The sequence below is a fragment of the Actinomyces sp. ICM39 genome, assembly GCF_000282935.1.
GTDB lineage: Bacteria > Actinomycetota > Actinomycetes > Actinomycetales > Actinomycetaceae > Pauljensenia > Pauljensenia odontolytica_B.
This window is the reverse complement of the sequence record NZ_ALCB01000116.1, coordinates 13,267-37,197: the sequence shown is the minus strand read 5'-3', so window position 1 is coordinate 37,197 and position 23,931 is coordinate 13,267. Positions and strand designations below refer to the sequence as shown.

23 protein-coding genes are annotated in these 23,931 nt (G+C 64.0%); 8 read left to right on the top strand and 15 right to left on the bottom strand.

Annotated features, from left to right (window positions below; translation table 11 throughout):
* Positions 1-55 precede the first annotated feature (55 nt).
* The 3 genes from HMPREF1137_RS07845 to HMPREF1137_RS10690 all read left to right on the top strand — a co-directional run bounded on the left by HMPREF1137_RS07845 (position 56) and on the right by HMPREF1137_RS10690 (position 1,227).
* Positions 56-688, top strand: a complete 633-nt coding sequence (locus tag HMPREF1137_RS07845; RefSeq protein ID WP_009054026.1) for a sigma-70 family RNA polymerase sigma factor — start codon at positions 56-58, stop codon at positions 686-688.
* Positions 685-984 (top strand): hypothetical protein, encoded by a 300-nt coding sequence (locus tag HMPREF1137_RS07840; RefSeq protein WP_009054029.1) that lies wholly within the window; start codon positions 685-687, stop codon positions 982-984. The genes HMPREF1137_RS07845 and HMPREF1137_RS07840 overlap by 4 nt, the downstream gene beginning before the upstream one ends.
* 168 nt (positions 985-1,152) lie before the next feature.
* Positions 1,153-1,227 carry a 50S ribosomal protein bL37 gene (locus HMPREF1137_RS10690; protein WP_370465157.1) on the top strand — a complete coding sequence of 25 codons (75 nt, stop codon included), beginning with the start codon at positions 1,153-1,155 and terminating at the stop codon, positions 1,225-1,227.
* A 385-nt stretch (positions 1,228-1,612) separates the two neighbouring features.
* Here the strand turns inward: HMPREF1137_RS10690 and HMPREF1137_RS10530 are convergent, their stop codons facing one another.
* On the bottom strand, positions 1,613-2,230 hold the full coding sequence (locus tag HMPREF1137_RS10530; protein ID WP_225904957.1) for a putative endonuclease domain-containing protein: 618 nt from the start codon (positions 2,228-2,230) through the stop codon (positions 1,613-1,615).
* A gap of 1,155 nt (positions 2,231-3,385) precedes the next feature.
* On the opposite strand from HMPREF1137_RS10530, the gene HMPREF1137_RS07830 reads away from it, so the two are divergent.
* Positions 3,386-4,270, top strand: a complete 885-nt coding sequence (locus HMPREF1137_RS07830) for an alpha/beta hydrolase (protein ID WP_009054052.1) — start codon at positions 3,386-3,388, stop codon at positions 4,268-4,270.
* Between the two features lie 63 nt (positions 4,271-4,333).
* Here HMPREF1137_RS07830 and HMPREF1137_RS07825 read toward each other — a convergent pair whose 3' ends face one another.
* The 9 genes from HMPREF1137_RS07825 to HMPREF1137_RS07785 all read right to left on the bottom strand — a co-directional run bounded on the left by HMPREF1137_RS07825 (position 4,334) and on the right by HMPREF1137_RS07785 (position 14,630).
* Positions 4,334-5,035, bottom strand: a complete 702-nt coding sequence (locus tag HMPREF1137_RS07825) for a hypothetical protein (protein WP_009053956.1) — start codon at positions 5,033-5,035, stop codon at positions 4,334-4,336.
* Between the two features lie 78 nt (positions 5,036-5,113).
* Positions 5,114-5,983: a hypothetical protein gene (locus tag HMPREF1137_RS07820; protein ID WP_009053961.1), complete on the bottom strand. Its 870-nt coding sequence runs from the start codon at positions 5,981-5,983 to the stop codon at positions 5,114-5,116.
* A gap of 266 nt (positions 5,984-6,249) precedes the next feature.
* Positions 6,250-6,804 carry a hypothetical protein gene (locus HMPREF1137_RS07815; protein ID WP_009054021.1) on the bottom strand — a complete coding sequence of 185 codons (555 nt, stop codon included), beginning with the start codon at positions 6,802-6,804 and terminating at the stop codon, positions 6,250-6,252.
* Positions 6,805-7,052: 248 nt separating this feature from the next.
* A complete protein-coding gene (locus HMPREF1137_RS07810; RefSeq protein WP_034497371.1) occupies positions 7,053-7,859 on the bottom strand; it encodes a hypothetical protein in 807 nt (268 codons plus the stop codon).
* 36 nt (positions 7,860-7,895) lie between these two features.
* Positions 7,896-8,606 carry a hypothetical protein gene (locus HMPREF1137_RS07805; protein WP_009053982.1) on the bottom strand — a complete coding sequence of 237 codons (711 nt, stop codon included), beginning with the start codon at positions 8,604-8,606 and terminating at the stop codon, positions 7,896-7,898.
* 7 nt (positions 8,607-8,613) lie between these two features.
* Positions 8,614-9,324, bottom strand: a complete 711-nt coding sequence (locus tag HMPREF1137_RS07800) for a hypothetical protein (protein ID WP_231284066.1) — start codon at positions 9,322-9,324, stop codon at positions 8,614-8,616.
* 47 nt (positions 9,325-9,371) lie between these two features.
* Positions 9,372-10,034: a hypothetical protein gene (locus HMPREF1137_RS07795; RefSeq protein ID WP_009053968.1), complete on the bottom strand. Its 663-nt coding sequence runs from the start codon at positions 10,032-10,034 to the stop codon at positions 9,372-9,374.
* Between the two features lie 18 nt (positions 10,035-10,052).
* Positions 10,053-10,655, bottom strand: coding sequence for a GDSL-type esterase/lipase family protein (locus tag HMPREF1137_RS07790; RefSeq protein ID WP_009053963.1), 603 nt, complete (start codon positions 10,653-10,655; stop codon positions 10,053-10,055).
* Positions 10,656-10,706: 51 nt separating this feature from the next.
* Positions 10,707-14,630 (bottom strand): multifunctional oxoglutarate decarboxylase/oxoglutarate dehydrogenase thiamine pyrophosphate-binding subunit/dihydrolipoyllysine-residue succinyltransferase subunit, encoded by a 3,924-nt coding sequence (locus HMPREF1137_RS07785; protein ID WP_009054010.1) that lies wholly within the window; start codon positions 14,628-14,630, stop codon positions 10,707-10,709.
* A gap of 266 nt (positions 14,631-14,896) precedes the next feature.
* Between HMPREF1137_RS07785 and HMPREF1137_RS07780 the strand changes: the two genes are divergently transcribed.
* Genes HMPREF1137_RS07780 through HMPREF1137_RS07765 form a run of 4 tightly spaced genes read left to right on the top strand, consistent with a single transcriptional unit; the run spans position 14,897 to position 19,156 of the window.
* Entirely contained in the window at positions 14,897-16,225 is a 1,329-nt protein-coding gene (locus tag HMPREF1137_RS07780; RefSeq protein WP_009053959.1) for a hemolysin family protein, read from the top strand.
* Positions 16,222-17,256: a hemolysin family protein gene (locus tag HMPREF1137_RS07775; RefSeq protein ID WP_009054045.1), complete on the top strand. Its 1,035-nt coding sequence runs from the start codon at positions 16,222-16,224 to the stop codon at positions 17,254-17,256. Before HMPREF1137_RS07780 ends, HMPREF1137_RS07775 begins: the two co-directional genes overlap by 4 nt.
* A 44-nt stretch (positions 17,257-17,300) precedes the next feature.
* Positions 17,301-18,332 (top strand): M23 family metallopeptidase, encoded by a 1,032-nt coding sequence (locus HMPREF1137_RS07770; RefSeq protein WP_009053991.1) that lies wholly within the window; start codon positions 17,301-17,303, stop codon positions 18,330-18,332.
* Positions 18,329-19,156, top strand: a complete 828-nt coding sequence (locus tag HMPREF1137_RS07765) for a glycerophosphodiester phosphodiesterase family protein (RefSeq protein WP_009054015.1) — start codon at positions 18,329-18,331, stop codon at positions 19,154-19,156. Before HMPREF1137_RS07770 ends, HMPREF1137_RS07765 begins: the two co-directional genes overlap by 4 nt.
* Positions 19,157-19,225: 69 nt before the next feature.
* Here HMPREF1137_RS07765 and HMPREF1137_RS07760 read toward each other — a convergent pair whose 3' ends face one another.
* The 5 genes from HMPREF1137_RS07760 to HMPREF1137_RS07740 form a co-directional block, all read right to left on the bottom strand.
* A complete protein-coding gene (locus tag HMPREF1137_RS07760) occupies positions 19,226-19,990 on the bottom strand; it encodes a hypothetical protein (RefSeq protein WP_009053979.1) in 765 nt (254 codons plus the stop codon).
* Positions 19,987-20,478 (bottom strand): hypothetical protein, encoded by a 492-nt coding sequence (locus HMPREF1137_RS07755; protein WP_231284064.1) that lies wholly within the window; start codon positions 20,476-20,478, stop codon positions 19,987-19,989. Before HMPREF1137_RS07755 ends, HMPREF1137_RS07760 begins: the two co-directional genes overlap by 4 nt.
* Positions 20,475-20,900 carry a hypothetical protein gene (locus tag HMPREF1137_RS07750; protein WP_196792981.1) on the bottom strand — a complete coding sequence of 142 codons (426 nt, stop codon included), beginning with the start codon at positions 20,898-20,900 and terminating at the stop codon, positions 20,475-20,477. The genes HMPREF1137_RS07755 and HMPREF1137_RS07750 overlap by 4 nt, the downstream gene beginning before the upstream one ends.
* A gap of 14 nt (positions 20,901-20,914) precedes the next feature.
* Positions 20,915-21,988, bottom strand: a complete 1,074-nt coding sequence (locus tag HMPREF1137_RS07745; RefSeq protein WP_009053996.1) for a glycine zipper — start codon at positions 21,986-21,988, stop codon at positions 20,915-20,917.
* A gap of 520 nt (positions 21,989-22,508) precedes the next feature.
* Positions 22,509-23,927: a sodium:proton antiporter gene (locus HMPREF1137_RS07740; protein WP_009053974.1), complete on the bottom strand. Its 1,419-nt coding sequence runs from the start codon at positions 23,925-23,927 to the stop codon at positions 22,509-22,511.
* Positions 23,928-23,931: the final 4 nt, after the last annotated feature.

Here is a 23,931-nt window from a genome sequence, read left to right as displayed (position 1 = left end):
ACTCATCGCCCACTCCCAGTCGCGCCGCATGCCCGCGCGACTACGCTGGGACGCGATGGATACGACAACCCCCTCACCGACGCCGCAGGCACCCGAGCCTGCCCCGGCCTCGTCCGCCCCGGATGGTGCCGAGCTCGAGGCGCGCTTCATGGATGAAGCGATGCCCCTCATGAACCAACTCTTCGGCGCGGCACTGGGCATGACCCGCAATCGCGCCGACGCGGAGGACCTGGTTCAGGAGACCTACCTCAAGGCCTACCAGAAATTCCACCAGTACCAGCCCGGCACCAACATCAAGGCCTGGCTCTACCGGATCCTCACCAACACCTACATCACCAGCTACCGCAAGGCGCAGCGCTCTCCCAAGCGCGCCTCCAGCGACACCGTCGAGGACTGGCAGCTGGCCGACGCCGCCTCCCACTCGGAGGTCGGCCTCAAATCCGCGGAAGTCGAGGCCCTCGAGGCGCTGCCCTCCTCGCAGCTGCGAGACGCCCTCGATTCGCTCTCAGAGGAACACCGGATGGTTGTCCTCATGGCTGACGTTGAGGGTATGAGCTATAAGGAAATCGCCGAAGAACTAGGAGTTCCCATGGGGACCGTCATGAGCCGACTGAACCGGGCGCGCAAGAACCTGCGCTCCGCGCTGGCCGACGTCGCCGCGGAATACGGGATCGGAGGAGCCAAATGACCACGCACATCACCTGCCAGGATGTCCAGGACGCCCTGTACGAACTGATCGACTGCGAGGAATGCGACCGCCGCAGCGGCCTCATCGACGCCGGATCCGTACCCGGGCCCGATGCCCGCGCCCGCGCCCTCATGATCAAACACGTCGCCACCTGCGCGCACTGCACCGACGCCCTGGACGCCGAGCGCCACGTGCGCGCCCTCATGCGCGGCTGCTACGAGACCGAGCAAGCCTCGGAAGCGCTGCGCGCCCGTGTCGTCGCCTCGATCACCAGCGTGTCCGTCACCTGGCGCTAAGCGCGTTGCGGTAACGCGCGGCCGCGTGGCGTGACGCCGGCTGACGAGGTCGGGGTTGCCGCCCGTTTTTCGGTGACCTTCGTCGCCGCGAACGGCCTGTGCCTTGGTGGTTTGGGCCAATGTGTGCAAAAATGCTTCAGTCTAGACAACAAACCCAAGGAGAATGACATGTCGAAGCGGGGTCGTAAGCGTCGCGATCGTCGTAAGAACGGCGCGAACCACGGCAAGCGTCCTAACGCCTGAGCCGAATACGTTGCGCGCCCGGACCGGTTGGTCCGGGCGCGTTTTGTATGCGCGTTGTGTATGCGTTTTGTTTGCGTCACCGGCGGGAGCCAGGTGCGGTTTCGCGAGGCACGCGTGGCATGCGGGGTGCGCGCAGCTTGGTTTGCGTCCCCTGTGCGACGGAAAGCGACGTGCGGCGGGCTCATCCGCCGCCGATCGTAAGCGCGCCCGCTCATGCGAACAGGTTGTCCGTGTACTGGGCTGACGCCGAGAGCGCGCGTGGTAGCGTGAGCAACCCATCTATGGGTGGTGTCAATCCACCGGCCCTCGTTCTGGATAGGAAACGCTGTTCTGGATAGGAACTACTCATCTGGATAGGTTATTAAGCTATCCAGAACGCGATAACCTATCCAGTACGCTGTTTCCTATCCAGAACATGAACTCCTTGTGGGGTGCGTCCGATCCGGAAACGTCTATTTCGACCATCACAACGCTCGGTGGGAGGGCTCCATAGAAGGCGATGATCGAGTGATGAGCTCGTACGCCCTAGCGCTCTCATGAGCCTCAACCGTAGACCCTCCCAGTCGTTGTAGTCCGGCCAGCTGACACGAACAATGTTCCACCCTGCATCGCGAAGATCCTCATCCCTGCGGATCCACTCCCGTTTTGCACGCGCAAGATCGGATTGGTTGTCGCCTAGTTTTCCGATGCCGTCAAATTCAATGATGATTCGAAGATCTGCGATGACAATATCTGCGTAATAGTGACGACCCCGGACCTCGATATGTACTTGAGTCAGTGACGGGAATGGGCTGATCGAGCGCACAAGCCAAAGCAAGGCTGCTTCAGCAGGATTTTCGCATCCAGGATCAATCGCGTGAAGAATGGCACGTGCTCGGCGTAGTCCTCGTTTTGTGGGGGAATGTTCGAGGCGCTTGAGGAGCGCTACGCGGATTTCTTCTGCCCGTTCACGTGATTCCATCTGCTCAAACATTGAAAAGTTGCTCCACTGATGCAGTGCCATGCATCCGAGGACGAAAGCCTCCAATGGCTCCTCTTGCTGAACGCAACGGATGAGTGCATCGTACGGGTGTTCCGTTTCCAATCCGTTAGTGCGTCTGCGTTCCTCGGAGAGCGGGGGGATGGTGGAACAGGTGACACATGTTTCGGGTACTGTCGTTGAGCCGATCGAACACGCTGGAAGTCGGGAAGTAGATCGTCTTGTCGGCCTGTAGATGGTTATCTTTGGATTCGCGGACCATCCCTGAATTCCGTTGAGTAGAAGGCAACTACGTCCTACGTACAGTGCTTGGTGCTGCAGGGATGCACTCACTACATGGATTCGGGCGAGGGCAACTGCGTTCCATATTTCCCATGGAGTTGACTTGTCTGGATGGAGTGGGAGAGCAGCTGCAATGCCGCGCATGATGCGCACGGTGACGGGCGAATACGCTTGGCTCTTTGGCGTCTGGAAGATATCGGTGACGACAACAGGTACCTGGTTCATGCATCTAGCTTCGAACAGAGCCTCGAGTTGGGCGTAGTCGAAAAGGAGGGCCTGTGGATAACCGGCTCTCTTGATTTACCCCTGTGCATAACGGCAAGGAGTGAGGTGTTGGGAGTCGTCTGTCAGGATGGGTGGCTGGACTCGCGTGCGGAGAGCTGTTAGCGATGGGGTGTATGAGGGGGCTGACATCTGATTGCACGCTGTTGGCGTGAGGAGCATCCCATAGAGATCAACGAGGAGAAGCCCCGCACACCATCTGGATAGGAAACGGAAATCGGGATAGGTTATTGCGTTCTGGATAGCTTATTTTCTTATCCAGATGAGTAGTTCCTATCCAGAACGACGTTTCCTATCCATAAGCCAACGCAACTATTTCCAGTGAGCCGAATACGCGCGCGAGACACCTGGACGAGGAACCAGATATCGGCCGATGTACTCGTGGCGATCCTGAGACAACAGGGTCTCGTACTCCTGTGGGAAACACAGACGCCTTGGCTTCGGCGCGGATGATAGTGAGTGCCCCTGCGGCTGACGTTGGACTCGTGCCCTGTGGAGCAACGACGAGCCTGTGCGAGAGGCAGGAAACCTCCCTCGCAGCGTATCCTGGTACATGTTGGCGCGCGGGTGCGTCCCGGCGCGCACAGACTGATTCGTCGATACGAAAGAGGCCCCATGTCCCTCCAGATGCGCGTTGTTCACTTCTGTATGGGTCTTGTGCCTCCGTTGCTCCACAGCGAGACGGCAACTGAGCAGATGGCGCTCCACGCCCCGAAGCCGCATCCGATGCCTCGACGCATGCGTGCGCGTTTCACCGCGACGAGCGAAAATGGCGTTACCCGCGTGTTTCCGAAGCGGGGCCTGCGTTCGGGCGGTGCACTCATCTATCTGCATGGCGGAGCGTACGTGTACCCGATGGTCGTGGGCCAGTGGGGCATCGTCGAGGGCCTTATCGACCGCACGGGCCTGCCCGTCATCATTCCCGACTACCCGCTCGCCCCCAAGCACACCGCGACCGAAGCTTTCGACTTCGTCCAGCCCATCGTCGACGAGGCCCAGGCTGAGTTCGGCCGCGTCGTTATCTTCGGCGACTCGGCGGGTGGAGGCCTGGCGCTGTCCCTCGCCATGCAGCGACGCGACGCGGACAAACGTCAGGTGGACGGCCTCGTCCTGTACGCGCCGTGGGTGGATGTGACCATGACGAACCCCGAGATCGAGAAGGTGCAGCTCCGCGACAAGATCCTGCGTGTCCCCGGCCTGGCGTGGGCGGGCCGCGCGTGGGCGGGCGACCTGGATCCGACCGACTGGTGTGTCAGCCCCCTGTATGGTGACCCGGCGGGACTGCCGCCGATGCGCATCTTCCAGGGAGACGCGGACATCGTGGGCCCCGACGTGATCGATTTTGCGCGTAAGGCCGCTCGCGCCGGCGTCGACGTGCGTTTGCGGGTGGAGCCGGATGGCTTCCACGTGTATGTCCTGGGCGTTCCCACCATTCCCGAGGCCGAGGCCGCCCTCGACCACAGCGCGCGCTTCATCTCGGGGATCCTCACCCAGGCGTAGTCCCGCCCGTTTCACGCGCTGTTTCACGGCCTCGTCGATTGAGGACGACGGTTGCGGGTAGCCTCAGTCGATGCGCGCCTCGACGATGGACCACGTGTGGGGGTAGACCTCCATGGTCATGGAGGCGGACCCGGAGCGCCGAGCGCAGGCCTCGTAGAGAACTCCCGTGAGACCGCTGCGCGAGGCGATGTCGTCAGCGTTGTCTGTTTCGATGACCGTGGCGCGCTTGGTGCCGTCAGCGAGGGTCATCGTGAAGGTGTTGTCCCATCCGTTGTCGGGCGCACGATCAGTGCGCGTCTTCGAGTTTGACCGCGGCATCTGCTGGAAGCTGCACGAGGTGACAGTGACGGTGGTGGTGCCCTCCTTTAAGTCGCGGAAGGCGGGAAGGCCGCGGCTGATCGACTGGAACCCCACGAACAACGCGATCACGCACAGGACGACGATGGCGAAGGAACGCTGGTTGTACTTCTCAATATCGATGTCGCGCTTGGCGCGCCGAACACCGAGGTACGTGAACACACACGCGATGAGGAGCCCCGCGACGAGGACGAGCCCAACGCCGCAGGCCTGCGCTTTCCACACGACGCGATCGCGGCCGAAATCCGTGTGATCTCCGATGAACCAGAAGAGGGAAATGGCAGCAATGACCAGAGCCACGAGGAGGGCCCCGATGGCGGTGGCGACCTTCTTGAGGACGCCTGCGCCTGTCGAGCCTTGCGCGGGTGAGGACGCCCGACGAGGAGAGGAAGCGGGGTTGCGTGACATGGGTTCCCTTTCGGGTCGCAGTGGTTGGGACGAGGCCGGGGCCCGTGCGCGGGCCTGCCGCGCGTGCGGGCCGACCGATCAGTTGTTGATCCTCGCGCTCGCGACGACCCTCGAATGCGTGTAGTAGCCGATGGTCATGGTTGCGTTGCCGGAGCGCAGGGCGCAGGCCTCGTAGAGGACGGCCGTCACGTCCCCTTGCCTCGCAATCTCATCCTTGTTGTCTGTCTCGACGGTCTGCGTGTGGGTCGAGCCATCCTCAAACGTCATGATGAACTGGTTCTCATACACGGTCGAGGTGCCGCCGCGGGCGCGTGACCGACTCGTCTTGTACTGGTCGAAGCTGCATGACGTGACCGTGACGGTGTGTGGGCCGTCGGCGACGTCAAGCACCGCGGGAACGCCGTTCGACAGCGCGTATAAGCACAGCCCGAGGCCTAAGAGAGATGCCATGACCTTGCCGAGCTGCCGTGTTTGTGCCAGTTTCTCGTCGCCCTGTGCGCTCGCCATGAGGGCATTGCGCCGTGCACCAGCATAGAGGGGGATCGTGGCGAGGGCGAAGACGAGTGCGACGGCGCACTTGATGAGGGTCCAGACGATCCGTTCCGTGCCAAAGTCGAACATCTCGCCGAAGAAATAGAAGACCATGCCGACGGGGAGTCCCACGAGCGCGAGCAGAAGCCACCACCCCGTGTGCTTCTTCGGTGCTGTGTCCTCGCTGGAAGGATCGGTGGGGGAAGGAACACTCTGAGAGGCTGTATCAGTGTCCGACGACGCGGCATACGCCTCCCCGTATGGGGACCCCTGGTATTCCCAGCCCTGGTATGACAGCGGCGGCAAGGAAGGCTGCGCGTCGCCCGCTTGCGGCTGCGGCACCTGCGGCTGGTTGGCGGGTTGACTGCCGTCAGTGGACGGATCGTAGGGGGAGAGATAAGGGTATTGATTGCTCATGGCTGCTACCTGTCGGACGGGTGCGTGACGACGAGCCTAGGGTGTTTCCTCGGGAACGGGTGCGCTTCCGGGAGAATCCCGGTGTGCGGTTGTGACCAGGCACCGACTTGCTCGTCAGTCTTCACAGTACCGCTCGCGGCCTCGATGAGGGCGCGCATCTCACCCAGGTGTGAGCCGACCCGTTTCACGCGTCGTTTCACGGCCTCGTTGATCGAGGACAAGAAGCCGCCGAAGGGTACGTGTGGACGGAGTGACGGCGAGCCTCGTCAGTCTAGCCTGGCGCCGGTAATCACCCAGGAACGGTAGTAGACGTCGAGTGTCATCGAGGTCTCCCCGTCATGCGTGACGCACGCTTCGAACAGAGGTTTCTCGATCTTAGCGGCATGCCCGAACTGGCGAAGCCCGATCACTGTTTGACGGGTGGTTCCGTCGGGAAGAGTCATCGTGAATTCTCGACTGAACGTCGGTCTGCCTCGGTAGTCTCCAAATTTAATCTGGTGCGTACGCATCTCGTGGGTGCAGGATGACACGGTGACGGTGCGAGGCCCCGTCATGAGGTCAACGACGACGGGCGTTCCGTGGGCCAGAGCAATGTATGCGCTCGGAACGAGGAGGAAGACCGACAACGCGAGGGCTGCGGGCCGCTTGCGATGGCCGGATGCCGATCCTGCCCGACGGGCCCGTCGAAAGCGGGGCAGCTGCCAGATGATCGCTGCCAGACACACGAACATGATCCGGAACGCAACACTGTATGCCAACGCGAGCGACAGGATCCTGGTGAAGCCATAGGTCGTGGTGCTTACCCACAGGAAGATCGCCATGCACTCGCTGATGAATACAGTGATGACAAGCGCGACGATACCGCGAGCCCTTCCCCTCGAGGGGCCTTCTGGCGTGCGCGGGGGCGGGGGCGTCGCGAACACGTTCGTCGGTGACACCCGCGCCGCTGTACTGGGGGAGAGTGGCTCCCGGGCCGCCGGGGGCTGAGAGAGGTATGGGGAGAAATCGTTGCTCATAGGGACCTTCTCAGATGGGGCAGACCTGGACGAGGCCGGGGACCGTGCGGCGACTAGTCGTCGATTCGCACGTCCGCGAGGATCCACGTGAAGGGGTAGTAGTACACCGTTATCTTGTCGGGAGAACGATGTGCGCAGGCTCTGAGGAGATCGGTGCCCACGCCCGGCTTACCCCCGATATCGTTTCTGCCGGAGGTTGTCAGCGTTGTCGTATGCGACGTGCCATCCTCGAAGGTGAGCTCGAAGATATTGTCGTAGGAGGTGCGGGTCCCGTATCGACGAGTCTTCTGGGTGATCTGGTTCTCCGAGAAATGACACGAGGACACTGCCTTGGGTTGGGGACCTACTGCGGCATCGATGACCGCGGGTACTCCGGTGACCAGCCCGTACAAGCACAGCGCGACTCCGGCGATGCCCGCAATGACACGCATGCCCTGGCGTGTGGACGGCTCCTCGACGTGAGCCTCACCCCGAAGCTCCCGTTCCAGAAACTGTTTGAGCGCTCGGAAGGGAAAACAGAGAAACGCCGCGATCAGTGCAGCGAGGGACTTGACGAGTGTCCAGACCAGGGCCTCGAGACCGCTTTGAAAGAGCGCGTTGAAGACGCCGGCGGACACAAAGAAGATCAGAAACAACGCTGCGAGCGAGAAACCCACAAAGAGAGCGAGGGGGCTGGCCTTTTGAGTTGGCGTCGATGCTCGGGTTCCTTGGCCGCTGGAGAGCCTCGAGGACGTGGGCGCAGCGCCGTGGGACGATGTGCCGTTGGTGGTGGGAGTCGTCCCGGCTCCGCTCGCAGAAAGCGGAGGGTCGACCTGGATAGGTTCGCCGGACGGGGCTGGGAGGGCGTCGGAGGGCTTCATGGTCTCTCTTGGTGGTTGGGATCGACGAGGCCGTGGCTAGGCAGGTGTGTCCTCCGCGGCGGGTATGTGCGCGGTGAGCGACCAGGCACCTACCTGCTCGTTAGTCTCAACACTACCGCTCACGCTATCGATGAGGGCACGGATCTCACCCATGCGACGCGCGCCCAGGACGGATGCCTCAGGCGTGAGGGCGCTGATGGTCAGCGTCAGCGCCCCGTCCATCGCGGACCCGGTGACGGTGACCGAGGCGTTCTTGTCGAGCTCGGCGATGTGGGAGAGAACCAGGTAGATGATTTCCGCGCCCACGGCCTCGCGGAAGTCGTTGAGCGGCGTGTGCTCGGCGAACAGGTTGATGATGGAAAAGCCGGATTGCTGCGCGTAGCTGATGGCACCGTCGATGGTCGCAAAATTGCCGGGCGGTGTGGGAGCGGCCGGGCGCTCGCGGCTGGCCGCCTGGGCGCGGGCAGGGGTCGGGGTAGGCCCAGTGAGGTTCGCGGGCAGTGTCGCAGATGGGTGGCCGACGCCGTGGCGGGGAGGCGTCTTCCAATCCCTGTACAGGAATCGGATGCCGGCGGCGGCTGCGACCACGATGAAGATAATCAGATAGGAGGCCGCTGCGGTGACGACGGCCGGTGCCCATGAGCGAGGTGAGAAGAAGGACCCTAAGACGATGTTGAGGGACATGAAAGCGATGATGATTGCGCAGACGAGCAGATTCTCGCGGGTGGTGGTTTTCTCCTTGGTCATGTGCCGCTCATTTCACCCGCGCGTCGACGATGATCCAGCTGTGGCTGTAGACATCGACGGTCAGGGAAGTCGCGCCGGAACGCGCCTTGCAGGTCTCGTAGATGGTTTGAGAGACACCGCCCTCCTTGGCGAGGTCATCGGAGCTCTCGGTCTCGAGCGTCAGTGTGCGCGTTGTCCCGTCCTCCAGGGTCATGGCGAAGTGATTGTCGTAGTAGTCGATGACCTTGCTGTAATCGTCCGATGACTTGTAGTGCTCCTTCTGGGTGAGCTGACACGAGGTGACTTTCATCGTGTGTGGCCCCTCCACGAAGTCCCGGATCACGGCGATCCCGTAGACACCCGAGACAACAACGACGACGGTTCCGATAACACCCACCGCGATTGTGACAATGGCGTAGAGCTTGCCGGAGGATGCGTTCCCTCCGGCCTGCGCGCGGCACCCACGCCTGCGCAGATAGGTACAGAGGAGCGCGCACGCGATCGCGGCAATCAGGCCAATGGTGCACCATGCGGCCACCCACACGAGCCGCCAGAACCCGAAGTGCACGTACTTGCCGAGCGACGCGAAGGCGTAGGCAATGGTGCCGAAGAAACCGATGACGACGAACGCGATCAGGTTCGCGCGCGTCGAGAGCCGCGGCATGTGCCCGAGAAACGATGAGGCCTGGCCGTGGCTGGGGAAACCGCTCGAGGGAAAGAAGGGGGACTGGTTGCTCATGGTCTCACTGACGTGTTTGGGATTGACGAGGCCGGGGTGCGTTCGGCTCACGCCTCACGGATGGCCTTAATGATCCCGCTGCGCGGGTAGACGTCGACGACGATAGACGTTGTGAAAGGGCGGACGACACAGGCCTGATAGAGGGCATAGTAGGGGCTCGTCGGCTGTGCGAACTCGTCTTTCGTGTCCGTCCTGATCTCGAAGCGACGCGACTTTCCGTCGTCAAAATGGAGAGTAAAAGTGCTGTAGTAGCGTATGGTGCCGCGACGCCCTCGCTCGGTCTCAGTACGGAATCTTTCGCAGCTTGTGATGGCCTTCGTCTGGGGGCCGGTCCGGGCGTCTTCGTAGCCTTCCGCGAAGGCCCCACCTCCCATGACGGTGCACGCGGTCGCGACCAACGCGATCATAGCAATGCAGAAAAATGTCTTGATGGCGGGGCCTGCGTTGCCAGGTTGATCCAGTTGTGCGCGCATCGTGCGCACGAGCATCGGAAGGAGCGACAAGAGACAGATGCCGAAGACAACGGCTGCGCCAGAGCCGATGAGTGAACAGACCAGCTGACGGACACCGAAGTTCCCGGCTAGCAAAAACGCGCCGAGCATGACGACCGCGGATCCGATGAGCACGCAGGCCCATATGGTCATGCTGAGCTGTTGCCGGGCGGTGCCCGGACGTATCTCTGGGGAGAAACGCGAACGACGTGGATACATGCTCAATTCCTCCTGCTCTTAGACGTCCGCTGGGGTCGCTCCCGTCCACTCGTACCAGCCCTGGTGCTGGACGATCCAGGCCATGAGGGCGTAGCCGGCCTGGCCGGGCAGGGTCTGGCCGTCCCCGCCGCGCGCGAGGGAGGCGGCCATGTCCTCGAACCACTGGTCGTGCGCGACCAGCGGCGTATAGCAGTCAACGAAGGGGATTCCTCGGCGCGCGCACACTTCGGAGCACGAGGAGGACAGTGCCTTGAGGGACCCGGAGTCCACACCAGCCAGTGGCGGGGGCCCCACGACGAAGCTGGGGATGCCCAGCGCGGTCGCCCGGTCGGTGATGTTGGCCAGGTTCAGGCGTGAGCGGGCCGTCGAAATACCCGCCGCGACGTCGCCCGGACCCACACCGATGACGAGGCCGTGGGGCTCGCTGTCGGCCAAGCGCGGCAGGACCTCGGCCTCCCAGCGCGCGGCCATCTGCTTCGTCGTCTCAGAGGGTACGGCCAGGGTTAGGAACGTGGCGGGCAGATCGAAAGTCGAGTGCGCATTGACGCGACCGACCCAGCCCAGGCCGCGGGGATCGCCGACGCCCGCGACGAGCTCGTCTCCGATGAAGCAGATGCGCATGGTGTTCCTTTCCGGTGCCTCCCGCGCCCCCGGTGGGAGCGCCGGCCCTCGTTAGCCTTCGAAGGCCTGCGCAATAAGGGTAGCTGCTTGCTCCTTGTGAAGCGAGGCACGTCCCGCTGCGGTCGTCGCGGACTCGGGTCGAGAGACCACGCGGACCGGGCGTCCCAGAGACGGGAAGAGGTTGAGCGCCAGGTGCGGCCACGCGCCTTGGTTGCGAGGCTCGTCCTGCACCCAGGTCACCGACGCGTTCGGGTACTGGGCCAAGGCCTCGGCAACCTCGGCCTCGGGCAGCGGGTAGAGCTGCTCCAGGCGAATGATCGCCGTCGAGGTGTCGCCGCGGTGCTCGCGCTCCTTGACGAGGTCGTAGTACAGGCGGCCCGAGCACAGCAGGACGCGCGTCACCGATGCCGGATCGGTGACGGCGTCGTCGCCGATGACGGGCTGGAAGGCGCCCGAGGTGAACTCGTCGAGGTGCGAGGATGCGGCCGACAGGCGCAGCAGCTGCTTGGGCGTGAACGCGATGAGCGGCTTGCGCGGGCGCTTGTAGGCTTGCGTGCGCAGCATGTGGAAGTAGTTCGCCGGCGTGGAGGGCTGGACGATCCACATGTTGTCCTGGGCGGCCAGCTGCAGGTAGCGCTCGATGCGCGCGCTCGAGTGGTCGGGTCCCTGACCCTCGTAGCCGTGGGGGAGGAGCATGACGAGCGAGGAACGCTGTCCCCACTTCTGCTCGGCCGAGCACACGAACTCGTCGATGACGGTCTGCGCGCCGTTCGCGAAGTCGCCGAACTGCGCCTCCCAGATCGTGAGGGTCTCCGGGCTCTCCAGCGAGTAGCCGTAGTCGAAGGCCAGCACGCCGTACTCGCTCAGCGGGGAGTTCCACACGTCGAAACGCGCCTGGTTCTCGGTGAGGAAACGCAGCGGCGTGAACTCGCGCCCGTCGTTCGCGTCGTGCAGGATCGCGTGGCGCTGGACGAAGGTCGCGCGGCCCACGTCCTCGCCGGACAGGCGCACGCCGGTACCCTCCATGAGGAGCGTGCCGAAGGCCAGGAGCTCAGCGAAACCCCAGTCGATAGGCTTGTTGCCCAGCGCCATCTCGAGGCGGCGCTCGCACAGCTGACGCAGCTTCGGGTGAGGCTCGAAGCCCTCCGGGAAGCGCGTGTGCGCGCGGCCGATGCGGCGCAGCTGCTTGGCGGGGGCAGCAGACGTCCAGCCGATCATCATGCCGATGCCGGGCATCTGGGACTCCGGCATGGTCCATTCCTCGTCGCCCGATTCCCCGGCCTCGCCCACGCCGACGGTGAGTGCCGGGTCGTGCGTGCGGCTGCCCGGGTTGATCTCAGACACCGAGGAAGCGCCACCCGCGCGGGTCTCCTCGAGGATGCGCCCGAGCTCCGCCTCGTACTGGGCGATCGACTGGCGGGCCTCGTCCTCGGTGAGCTGGCCGCGACCCACGAGGCCGCGGATGTACACGGCGCGCGTGGAGGGGATGCGGTCGATGAGGGAGTACATGACGGGCTGGGTCATCGACGGGTCGTCGCCCTCGTTGTGACCGCGGCGGCGGTAGCACACCATGTCGATGATGACGTCCTTGTGGAAGGCGTTGCGGTACTCGAAGGCGAGGTGTGCGCAGCGGATGACGGCCTCGGGGTCGTCCGCGTTCACGTGCAGGATCGGGACCTGCAGGCCCTTAGCCAGGTCGGTTGCGTAGCCGGTGGAACGGCCCTGCGTCGGGCCCGTCGTGAAGCCGATCTGGTTGTTGACGATGACGTGGATCGTGCCGCCGGTCTTGTAGCCCTCCAGCTGGGAGAGGTTGAAGGTCTCCTGGACGACGCCCTGGCCGATGAAGGCCGCGTCGCCGTGGATGAGGATCGGGATGATCGGCAGGTCCGGGTCGCCCAGGTGCTCCTGCTTGGCGCGCACGATGCCCTCCAGGACGCCGTCGGCGGCCTCCAGGTGCGAGGGGTTGGCGGCCATGTAGACCTTGGTGGCCAGGCCGTCGTCGAGGGAGTACACGCCCCATGTGCCCAGGTGGTACTTGACGTCGCCGGAGCCCTGGACGGAGTTGGGCATGTAGTTGCCCTCGAACTCGTCGAAGATCTGCGCGTAGGACTTGCCCGCGATGTTGGCCAGCACGTTGAGGCGGCCGCGGTGCGCCATGCCGATGGCGACCTCGTGGATGCCGGTGCGCGCCGAGTCGGCCAGGATGTGGTCGAGCAGCGGGATCAGGGACTCGCCGCCCTCGAGGGAGAAGCGCTTCTGGCCCATGAACTTCGTCTGGAGGAACTCCTCGAAGGCCTCGGCGCGGATAAGCGTGCCCAGGATGTGGCGCTGCGCCTCGGGGGAGGGGGCCTCGTAGGGGCGCTCGATGCGCTTCTGGACCCATGCGCGCTGCTCGGGGTCCTGGATGTGCATGTACTCGATGCCGACCGTGCGCGTGTAGGTGTCGTGCAGGCGCGTGAGGATGTCGCGCAGCAGCATCTGGTCGGAGCCGCCAAAACCACCGGTGGGGAAGGGGCGGTCCAAGTCCCACACGCTCAGGCCGTAGGACGACAGATCGAGGTCGGGGTGGCGCCGCACGCGGTAGGCCAACGGGTCGGTGTCGGCGGCGAGGTGGCCGCGCGAACGGTAGGCGTGAATGAGCTCCGCGATGCGCGCGGGCTTGCCCTTTTCGTGGTTCGGGTCGTAGTCGTAGTCCGCTTCCCACGCGTAGGGGCGCGCGGGGACGTGCATCGAGGTGAAGACGCGCTCGTAGAAGCCATCGCGGCCCGAGAGCTTGGCGTCCACGAGGGCCAGGAGGCGGCCCGATGCCGCGCCCTGGATGATGCGGTGGTCGTAGGTGGAGGAGAAGAACATCGTCTTGCCGATGCCGAGGGCGGCCAGGCGCTTGGGGGAGACGCCGCGGAATTCCGCCGGGTAGTCGGTGGCGCCCACACCGATGATGAGGCCCTGGCCGACCATGAGGCGGGGCACGGAGGTGGTGGTACCGAGCGTGCCCGGGTTGGTCAGGGTGACGGATGCGCCCTGGAAGTCGGCGGTCGTCAGCGTCGCCGTGCGGGCGCGCGCCACCAGGTCCTGGTAGGCATCGACGAACTCAGCGAAGGTGAGCGTGTCGGCGTCGTGGATGACGGGGACCTTGAGGGAGTGGTTGCCCTGCGCGTCGGCCACGTCGATGGCCAGGCCGAAACCGATGTGCGCGAGCTGCTCGACGGCGGGCTTGCCGCCCTCGATCGTGTAGCGCACGTTGAGGTCGGGCATCTCGCACAGCGCCTCCACCAGGGCGTAGCCGATGAGGTGCGTGAAGGAGACCTTGCCGCCGACGGTGCGCGCCAGGTGCGCGTTAATGAGGGCGCGGTTTTCGATGAGGAGCTTGGCCGGGATCTGGCGCTGGGAGGTGGCCGTGGGGATGGAGAGTGAGGCCTCCATGTGCTTGGCGGTCGCGCGCGCCGCGGACTTGAGGATGTGGAGCTCGTCGTGCGAGGGGGCGCCCTGGAAGAGCGTGAAGGCCGCGCGCCCGTGCTGCAGGCGCGTGTAGGGGCTCGTGGCCTCGGCGACGGCGGCGGGCGGCGCGGGCGGCAGGTCCGAGCGGGTCACCGAGACGACGGGTGCGTGCTCGGTGGTGGCCGCCTCGGGCCCGTCCTCTTCGATGTCGAGGGTGGGCGGGGTCACCGCCACGGGGACCGCAGGGTCTTGGGTGACCGAGGCCGGGGGAACCTCGGTCGACGAGGCCGGGGCCGGCTCGGGTGTCTCGGGTGTGCCCTCGGGGATGGAGGGGCGCTTGGCGCGTAGCTGTGGGGGAGCGGACTCGGTGGAGAAATAGGCGCGCCAGGACGGGTCCAGGAGCTGGGGGTCACGCTCGTAGAGGTCTCGCATCTTTGCGATGTACCACTGCGGATCGGGCTGGGAAGCGGTGGGAGTGGGCACGTATTCCTCCGTAAGTGTCATGCCGCGCGCATGGGCCGAATCCTGCGCGGTCATACCTCGTTAATTCTACCGCCGCGTGATGGTCTTCACGAAACCTGGTAGACCTTTGGCGTGTACTTCAAGGGCCTTTGGTCCGTTGAAGAATGATTGTTGGCACATGCGTCGTGGTGTGTGGAAATGCGCGCTGGGGGAGTGGGGCAGGCCCGCTAGACTGTAACCATCATGGACTGCGACACTGCTGGCTTTCCCGCCGCTCTTTCTCACCCCCTGCCCGCGCGCGTGCGCACGGCCCGCCCCGGCCTCGTCGAGGGGGCCACGCGATGACGACCGCCCTCATGCTTCTGCTCGGCGTCGTCCTGACAGCCGGTACTTTCATCTTCGTCTCCGCCGAGTTCTCTCTCGTTGCGGTTGACCAAGCCGTCCTCGACAAGAAAGCCGAGGAAGGGGATCGTGGGGCAGCCTCTGTCCTGCGCGCGACCCGCACGCTGTCAACCCAGCTGTCGGGCGCTCAGGTGGGTATCACGCTGACCACGATCCTGCTCGGCTACACGACGCAGAGCGCGCTGGCCGACCTGCTGGAGGACCTGCTCGGATCGGTCGGCCTCGCGTGGGGCCTGGCGACCGGCATCGCGGCATTCGTGGCAGCTGCGTTCGTCAACGTCTTCTCGATGCTCTTCGGCGAGCTCGTCCCCAAGAACCTCGCCCTGGCACACCCCCTGGCGACCGCCGTGCGCGTCGTCCCCTTCCAGATGGCCTTCACCGCGATTGCCCGCCCCGTCATCTGGGTGCTGGGCGGGACCGCGAACTGGGTGCTCGCCCGCATGGGGATTGAGCCCCAGGAGGAGATCTCCTCGGCGCGCTCCGCTTCCGAGCTGGCGGCCCTCGTCGAGCACTCCGTCGAAGAAGGTACCTTCGACATGTCCACGGCCGACCTCTTCGTCAACACGATCCGTATGTCCACCCTGAGCGCCGCTGACGTCATGACCGACCGGGGGCGCCTGCACACCCTCAGCGAGGGTGACAGCGCCCAGGACGTACTGGACCTGGCCCGCGAAACCGGACACTCGCGGTTCCCTGTGATCGGCGACGACTCCGACGACATCCTCGGCCTGGTCTCGCTGCGCCGCGCGGTCGCTGTGCCCGCCGACCGTCGCGCCGAGGTTCCCGTCATCTCCTCGTCCCTCATGACCGACGCGCCGTCGGTTCCCGAGACCGTGCCGATCGGTCCCCTCATGGTCCAGTTGCGTGACGAGGGCCTGCAGATGGCCGTCGTCGTCGACGAGTACGGCGGTGTCTCCGGCATCGTGACCCTTGAGGACGTCGTCGAAGAGATCGTCGGCGAGGTCTCCGACGAGCATGACCAGCGACGCCTCGGCATCCGCCCGCGCCCCGACGGCACGTTCCTCGTGCCCGGCACGCTGCGCCCCGACGAGCTCGCGCGCCGCACGGACATCAACCTGCCCGAGGACGGCCCCTACGACACCATCGGCGGCCTCGTCATGAACGAGCTCGGCGAGATCCCGGTCGTCGGTTCGCGCGTGAGCGTGGACGGCATCGGCATCGAGGTCACGCAGATGCAGGGACGGCGCGTCGCCCAGGTGGCGATCACGCCCGCCCCCGAGGCCGAGGTTGAGGAGGTGTCACTGTGAGCGTGGGAGTGGGTCTCGGTATCACCGTGGCGCTTCTGGCCGTCAACGCGTTCTTCGTCGCCGGCGAGTTTGCCGTCACCTCGACGCGCCGCTCGCAGGTCGAGCCTCTCGCCGACGAGGGCGCGCGCGGCGCGGCCGCAGCCCTGTACGCGCTGCAGCACGTGTCCCTCATGCTGGCGATCTGCCAGCTGGGCGTGACGGTCGCATCCACGACCCTGGGCGTCGTCGCCGAGCCCGCGATCGCGCACCTTGTCGAGTCGCCACTCGAGCGCCTCGGCGCCCCCGAAGCGACCAGCCACGTCGTTGGCTTCGCCGCCGCCCTCGTCATCGTTCTCTTCTGCCACGTCGTCTTCGGCGAGATGGTCCCGAAGAACATCTCGATCGCCGCGCCCGTGCGCATGCTGCTGATCCTCGCCCCCGTCCTCGTGCGCCTGGGCCACGTCCTGCGCCCGATCATCGAGGCTATGGATCGCTTTGCGAACTGGTTCGTGCGCCTGGCCGGTTACGAGCCGCGCTCGGAAATCTCGGCCTCCTACACGATCGAGGAGGTCGCCTCGATCGTCGTCGCCTCGCAGGAGGAGGGCGTGCTGACCGACGAGCTGGGCCTTCTCAGCGGCACCCTGGAATTCTCCGAGGAGACGGCCGGGACCGCGATGGTCCCCCTCGACAAGCTCATCGTCCTGCCCGAGGGTGCCACTCCGGCCGACGTGGAAGAACAGGTCGCCCACACAGGCTACTCGCGCTTCCCGATCGCCGGCGACGACGGTTCCATCGTCGGCTACGTGCACCTGAAGGACGTCCTGTACGCCACCGGCGAGGATCGCGAGCAGCCGATCACCCCGTGGCGCATCCGACGCCTCGAGGCCGTGTCCGCCGACGACCAGGTCGAAGACGCGCTGCGCCACATGCAGCGCACCGGCGTGCACTGCGCACTCGTCCGCGATGCGGGAGCCGTCGTCGGCATCCTCTTCCTCGAAGACATCCTCGAGCTGCTGGTCGGCGAAGTCCGAGACGTTCTCCAACGCCCGTGACGAGCCGCGATCCGCAAGGTACATTAGATCGAGGTCGAAACTTCGTGACGAACACAGACGAGGGGGAGAGCGTGAGCGACACCGAGTGCCCGCTGCCGAAGCGGTCGCAGCTGCGCGCGGCGCGCTCCGAGAACGGGGACGACTCCCAGGAGAACCCGATCACCGCGGCGATCCCGGTTGGCGAAGAGACCGTTGCCCCTCCGCCGCCTCCCGCCGCGAAGAAAACGGTGGAGGAACCTCCGGCCCTAGCCTCGTCTCCTGAGACTGAGCCTGACATCGACGAGGAAGCCCCGGCCTCGTCGTCGAGCAAGCGACGCCGTAACGTCCACCCCGTCGGATACGCGCTGCGTGCGCTCCTCGTGCTGGGGTTGGCGGGCACGACGATCGCCGTGCCCATGACGGGGCGCGTCGGCTCCGACTCCTCGCTGACCGTGCCCGCGCGTGCCTTCGGCGCCTCGGTGGGTGGGCCCAGCTGGGCCGTGTCCTCCGCGCTGCCCCAGGCGACCGCCCTGGACGGCACCCTCACCGCGAACTCGCGCGCCAAGGCCCAGGCCCCCGTGTCCATCACCGGCTGCGCGTCGGGCAATGGCGCGGACGGAAACCGCAACGTGCGCGTCGTCGCCGACACGATCTACTGGCCGCTCCCGCAGGGCACCTACACGGTGACCTCGCCCTTCACGATGCGTATTTCGCCCGTCTCCGGTCAGCTCCTCGCCCACGAGGGCATCGACATGGCCGCCCCGCTCGACACCCCCATCACCTCCGTATACGGCGGCGTCGTCGAGGAGGTCGCGGAGAACTCGCGCTCGGGCGCCTACGTGCAGATCAAGCACACGAAATCTGACGGCACCGTCTTCCACTCCGCCTACCTGCACCAGTACATGAACAAAATTAAGGTGAAGGTCGGCGATACCGTTACCGCCGGGCAGGTCATCGGCGCGGTTGGCAACAACGGCTGGTCGACGGGCCCGCACCTGCACTTCGAAATCCACGACTCCTCGGATACCCCCGTGGATCCGGACGCGTGGATGCAGGCAAACAAAGCTGTTTATCTCGGACAGGAGTCTTGCTCATGATGCCCGTCACCCTGCGTCAGGGACCCATCGTTTTCGCCCACCGCGGCGGCAGCGAGGAGGCCCCCGAAAACACGATGAGCGCCTTTGCCTACGCCTACGAGGCCGGGATCCGCCACGTGGAGACCGACGCCCACGTCACCGCCGATGGCAAGGTCGTCATCTGCCACGACGAGACCGTGGACCGCTGCTACGACGGTACTGGCGTGATCGCTCAGATGACGTGGCGCGAGCTGTCCAAGCTGCGCCACCGCGACTCCGGGGAGCAGATGCCGCTGCTCGCTCAGGTCCTCGAGGCATTCCCCGACATGTACTTCAACATCGACGCGAAGGAGCCGGGCGTCGAAGGCCCCCTCCTCGAAGTCATCGCCGACCACGGCGCGGCCGACCGAGTGCTCGTGGCCTCCTTCTCCGAGCCTCGCCTGCGTGCTGTGCGCGACATCGCCGCATCGGATCCTTCCCGCGCGGTCGCCACGTCTCTGGGCACCGAGGCCGTCGTGCGCCTCGTGGGTGCCGCGAAGAGCGCCACGAACCCCGCCTGGTGGCACGTGCCCGGCCCGCGTCAGGGTGCCATCGCCGCCCAGGTGCCCATGCACCAGGGCCCCATCCGCGTCGTCGACGAGCGCTTCGTGGCCACCGCCCACACCCTGGGCCTGGCCGTCCACGTGTGGACCATCAACACGGTGGCCGATGTGCTGCGCCTCCTCGAGGTCGGCGTCGACGGCATCATCACCGACCGACCCGTCTTCCTGCGCGACTTCCTGGACCAACGCGGCCTGTGGACCCAGCCCCCTGCCCCCGGTTCTGTTTCGGGCCCCAGGGACTGAGGCTATTGCTTGAAAAGGCGGGCGCGCACCGGAATTTTCCTCGTGTAAAGCGAGTATTTCAGGATTGCTCTAGCCGCTAATAAGCCCCATCATCATGGCCCAGATTGCCGCGCGTGGAGGTGCGTCTAGCGCCGGATGGGACGCCATGTGTGCAAGGGCTTTTTCGTTGAGTGGGGCGTGGATTTGTGCGTGCATGTGGTTGGTGACGAAGCAGTCGAAGTGTGGCCCTGTCTGCCACTGTCGACGTCGTATCTGCTCGCCCACGCAGGTCACGACGCTCCACCGCCCGGAGACGCAGTCCTGGGCAAAGTGCGACTCAGCGGGACCATATGTCACGAGATCGTTGAGTACATCCTGAGCGCGCTGTGCATCCAGGGAACGAATCGCAGCGACGAAATCCGCGGGAATGTAAGGAGGCCCGTCGTGGATGGTAGGTCCGGCGTGCAGCAAGGAAGCTAAGGCCAGGATATGGGGGACCTCGAAGAAATCGACCTGGCTGAAGTGTACGCCGTCCACGTCGGAGCGCATGATGACTGAGCGAGGTGCTGTGGGCCAGATCTTCCAGTCGCGTACGATGCCGCGCATGCTGGGGGACACGACGCGGATACAGATGCGGGTGTGGGCTGCGTGCACCGGCTCGAGAATACGTGCGGCTTCGCCGGCTAAGCCGTTGGCACCGGCGAGTCCCTGCGCGACCAAGCCACTGGTGAGAGCGGCGCTTGAAATGCGCCCGGCATTCTCGTCACTGGCAATCATCTCGAGCAGGGCATCGGCCTGCTCGACGGTGACGACGAGCTGATCCGAGGTGTCCGGTTCAGCTGTGTCGGTGCTCACGGTGTCACCTCCAGGGTTTGAGCCATCGTGATGAAATCATCGATGACGGTTGGGAATAGGACACTGGGGCACGTACACGTCGCGGTCCACAGGAAACGCTGCGGAGATTGCTGTGTCGCGGGCGCAGTGCGTGTGATCCACGTGAGCTGGCTGAGGGTCAGAGAGACATTTTCGAGAATGTACACGCCGGTGCGCCAGCGGGCGCCGTGCGGTGCAACCGGCCACGCGAAGTCGTCAATAAGGTGGAATCCAGGCAATGCTTCCTCCACCTGCCTGACGCTGTCCGCGTAGACTTCGTCGTCGCTCGCGTCGGTGTTGAGCGCTCCGCCGGTGACCACGAAGGTCGGAACGTTTCCCTCATCTTTCGTCTTAGCAACGGCGACGAGGCGAACGCTGGGATCATCTGCCAGGGGACCGAGCTGCGCGTATTCCTCCGGGGTGAGGAACCTCCATCCCGAGGCAAGGGTCATAGTGGCGTGTTCGTTCACCAGAATCCCTTGCCTTTTGTGTGTTTCTCGTATGCCTCCTGATCGATATTGCCATCGTCGTCTAAGAGCCCATGGCGCTTGGCGTACTGCCAATCGGCGTAGACCCACCGGGGAAACTTGATGGGCAGAAGGCTAATGAGGAAGAAAGATAGAAATACGAGGATTGAAATGGCGGCAATGCGCGATAAAATCCCCGGTAGTTGAAAGTAATTGATCAATCCTAGGATGCCGCCGAGAAGAAAAATGCATGCAAATGCGGGTGCTCCGATAGCAGCATAATTTCTACTGATTCTTCCTTTGCCGTTCATTCGGCGCCACAGGTTCGCAGCCTTTGAATCTGTGAACATCTCGGCGTACCACACCGCCGCTCCGAAGAATCCCATTCCGATTCCGATAATAGTCAGTGTAATGTTCTCGTTCATGCGATTGTCCATTGTTAATTGAGTGTCGCGTCATTGATTGCGTCACCTGTCATTTCGCCAAAGTAATGGCCGGCCACCCCGCCGATGACGCCGCCGACAATACCGCCAACGACAGCGCCAACGGGGGCGAAAGGACCCGAGACAGTAGCGCCGATGGCGGCACCGCCTTTGGCTCCTAGCCAGGCGCCTGCCCAGGTAGCTCCCCCTGTCACAGTGCCTTTCACGCCCGCTCGTGCTACCTTGTGGCCCTCGCTCCATTCGGGGTGCTGCTGGGTATCGATTTGGTACGTGTCGTAGGCGGTAATGCCGCCGTCGACGACCGCCCCCGCAACGCCGGCAACCTTTCCGGCCTTTCCCAAGACGGGGGCTATCGTTCGGGTTCCAACGGGTTCCGTTACCTGTGTTCCTGTCGGTATGAACTTCCAGTTCGATAGGTCGCCCGCGGCGAAAAATTCTGCAGGCGGCTGGTAGAGCCCTTTGTTGAACTGAATCGTGGCCGCGGATGCAGTCTGACCGAGAAGATCGGTGGCTCCCATTGTGTAGGGAAGTAAATTGGCATATGGGTGCTCATTGTCCAAAACGAACTGGCTTTTGAGTCCGTTGAAAACCGGTTCAATCCATTGCTCATAGGCGTCTACTTTGAGACTGTCTAGCGCGAGTGAAAACACGTGCTCGGCGCGTTCATAATTCAACCGCTGGACCTCAGCTTGCGCTTGCAGCTCATTAAAACTATGGACAAGGTCATCGTCCGACTCATCGAATAGGGTCACTGTGTCGCCTTCGACGATCAGACCACAGTCTTGGGCTTTCTGCGCGATTCCCTTGTACTCCTCACGTACTGACTTCATCGACCAGGCGAGTTCGGATACAGCGTTCGTGAGTGCTTTCAGATCGTTGGAGATTTCTTCACACACGTCCGATGTGATTTGTAAATCGTGCTGACATGGGTCGACAAGAAGTGCCTCCTGCTGGCCGACAATGGAGGAAGCGCGCACTGTATCTCCGTCTGCGGTATGCAATGCGCCGGAAGCTTGTTCACATTGATCCTTGAACGTGAAGAGATTGTCGACGTTAATCGGGAAAGGCATGGAAAACCATGCTCCGTGTTGGCGTGTATCTTCGTCGGTACTCATCGTGGCCCCCTGGCGCGCAGATATTCTCCTGTTGACTGAAGACTGGCAGCTTCCTGATTATCGGTGGTTGCAAAATTCTCGGATGCTGCGGTCAGTCCGCGAGCGATAGAATAAGAACAAAAAGATGCCTTCTGTATAACACGATTGATTCTCTCGATCTTCGCTGTCAGATCTGCTTCATTACTCCCAGCGCCACTAGGTGCTTCGAGAGTCTCAGAGGCGACTCTCTCGCTCGAGTACTCCAGGATGTTGATGGCACGCGAAACAGCGTCCGCGTCCCACACGATTCCACTAGACAACTATCTCCCCTTACAACGTGGTCAGCAGTAACAGATTAGGATAGCCCTCCGTCACAGTGATCGTCAAGTCCTCATTGAAGAGATTAGGTTCCTCCAGAACCTTGAGATTACAGTAAAAAATGGGGGCGGAGCCGCTTGGCTCCGCCCCTCTCGACACATGTGTCAAGACCGCTGACTCACTCGTCGCCGCTGAAGTCGGCCACGGCCTCGTCCAGGCCCGCGCGGCGGATGCGCACGAGCGACAGGAACACCAGGCCGGCAGCCAGAGCGATGCCCAGGCCTCGAACCAGCCAGGACTCGCCCACGAAGATCATTGCCATGGCAGCCAGGGTCGGCACCAGGAGCGTGAACGCGTAGCCGATGTAGCGACCGAACGACGGCATGGGCACGCCGTCGGACTCGGCGACCGACTTGACCATGAAGTTCGGGCCGTTGCCGATGTACGTGATCGCGCCGCAGAACACGGCGCCGAGCGAAATCGGGATCAGGTAGTACTCGGGCACTCCCGCGACCAGAGTGCCCTCGCCTCCGGAAGCCTTCGCCATCTCGAAGAACGTCATGTACGTCGGGGCGTTATCCAGGATCGAGGACAGGCCGCCCGTGAACACGAAGTACGTCATGCGGGTCAGCGGCAGCGACGGGGCGATCTGCTCCAGGTAGCGCAGCGCCGGCGCCATCGTCGAGAAAATGCCGATGAACAGGGTCGCGACCTCCATGATCGGCGCCCACGTGAAGGCGTTCTCCTCGAAGCGCACCTTCTTATCCGAGAGCTTGTAGGACAGGCCCGCGACCGTGAACATGATGATCTCGCGCCACGGCACGAAGCCGGTCCACGAGTGCACGTGGCCCTCGGCCAGGGCCTCGCCGTCCCAGGACGGAGCGAAAGCGACGGACAGGATGATAATCGCGAAGAACAGCAGGTTGATCTTGCCGTGCAGGCTCAGCGGCTTGACCTCGCGGTCGTCGGCCTCGATGGAGGCAGTGTCCTCGGAGGCGTAGCGCACGCGGTCGATCGAGTAGTACGACAGGAGCAGCAGCACCAGGACGAACAGCCATTCCTTCCACAGCGCGAACGTCCACGCGAACGGCACGCCGTGCAGGTAGCCGAGGAACAGCGGCGGGTCGCCGAGCGGAGTCAGTATGCCGCCACAGTTCGCCACAATGAAGATCGTGAACAGGACCGTGTGCACGCGGTGCTTACGTTCCTTGTTGGTCTCCAGGAGCGGGCGAATCAGCAGCATGGCTGCGCCGGTCGTCCCAATGAACGAGGCCAGGAGGCCGCCGATCGCCAGGAAGATCGTGTTGTTACGCGGGGTCGCCTTGATGTCGCCGGCCAGGTGAATGCCGCCGGAGACCACGAACAGCGCGAAGAGCAGCGCGATGAACTGCACGTACTCCACGCCCGTGGCGATAAGCGGGCCGGTGCCCGCCTTCATGAACATCCAGATCGTCGTCGGCACGCCGAGAGCGAGCGCGACGGACAGCTGGGAGCATTCCTTTTCCCACCAGTGCGCGGTCTTCGGGATGATAGGCAGAACTGCGATGCAGCCAAGCATCGCGATGAAGGGGAGCAGACTCCACCAGGGGTAGGTCATCGGC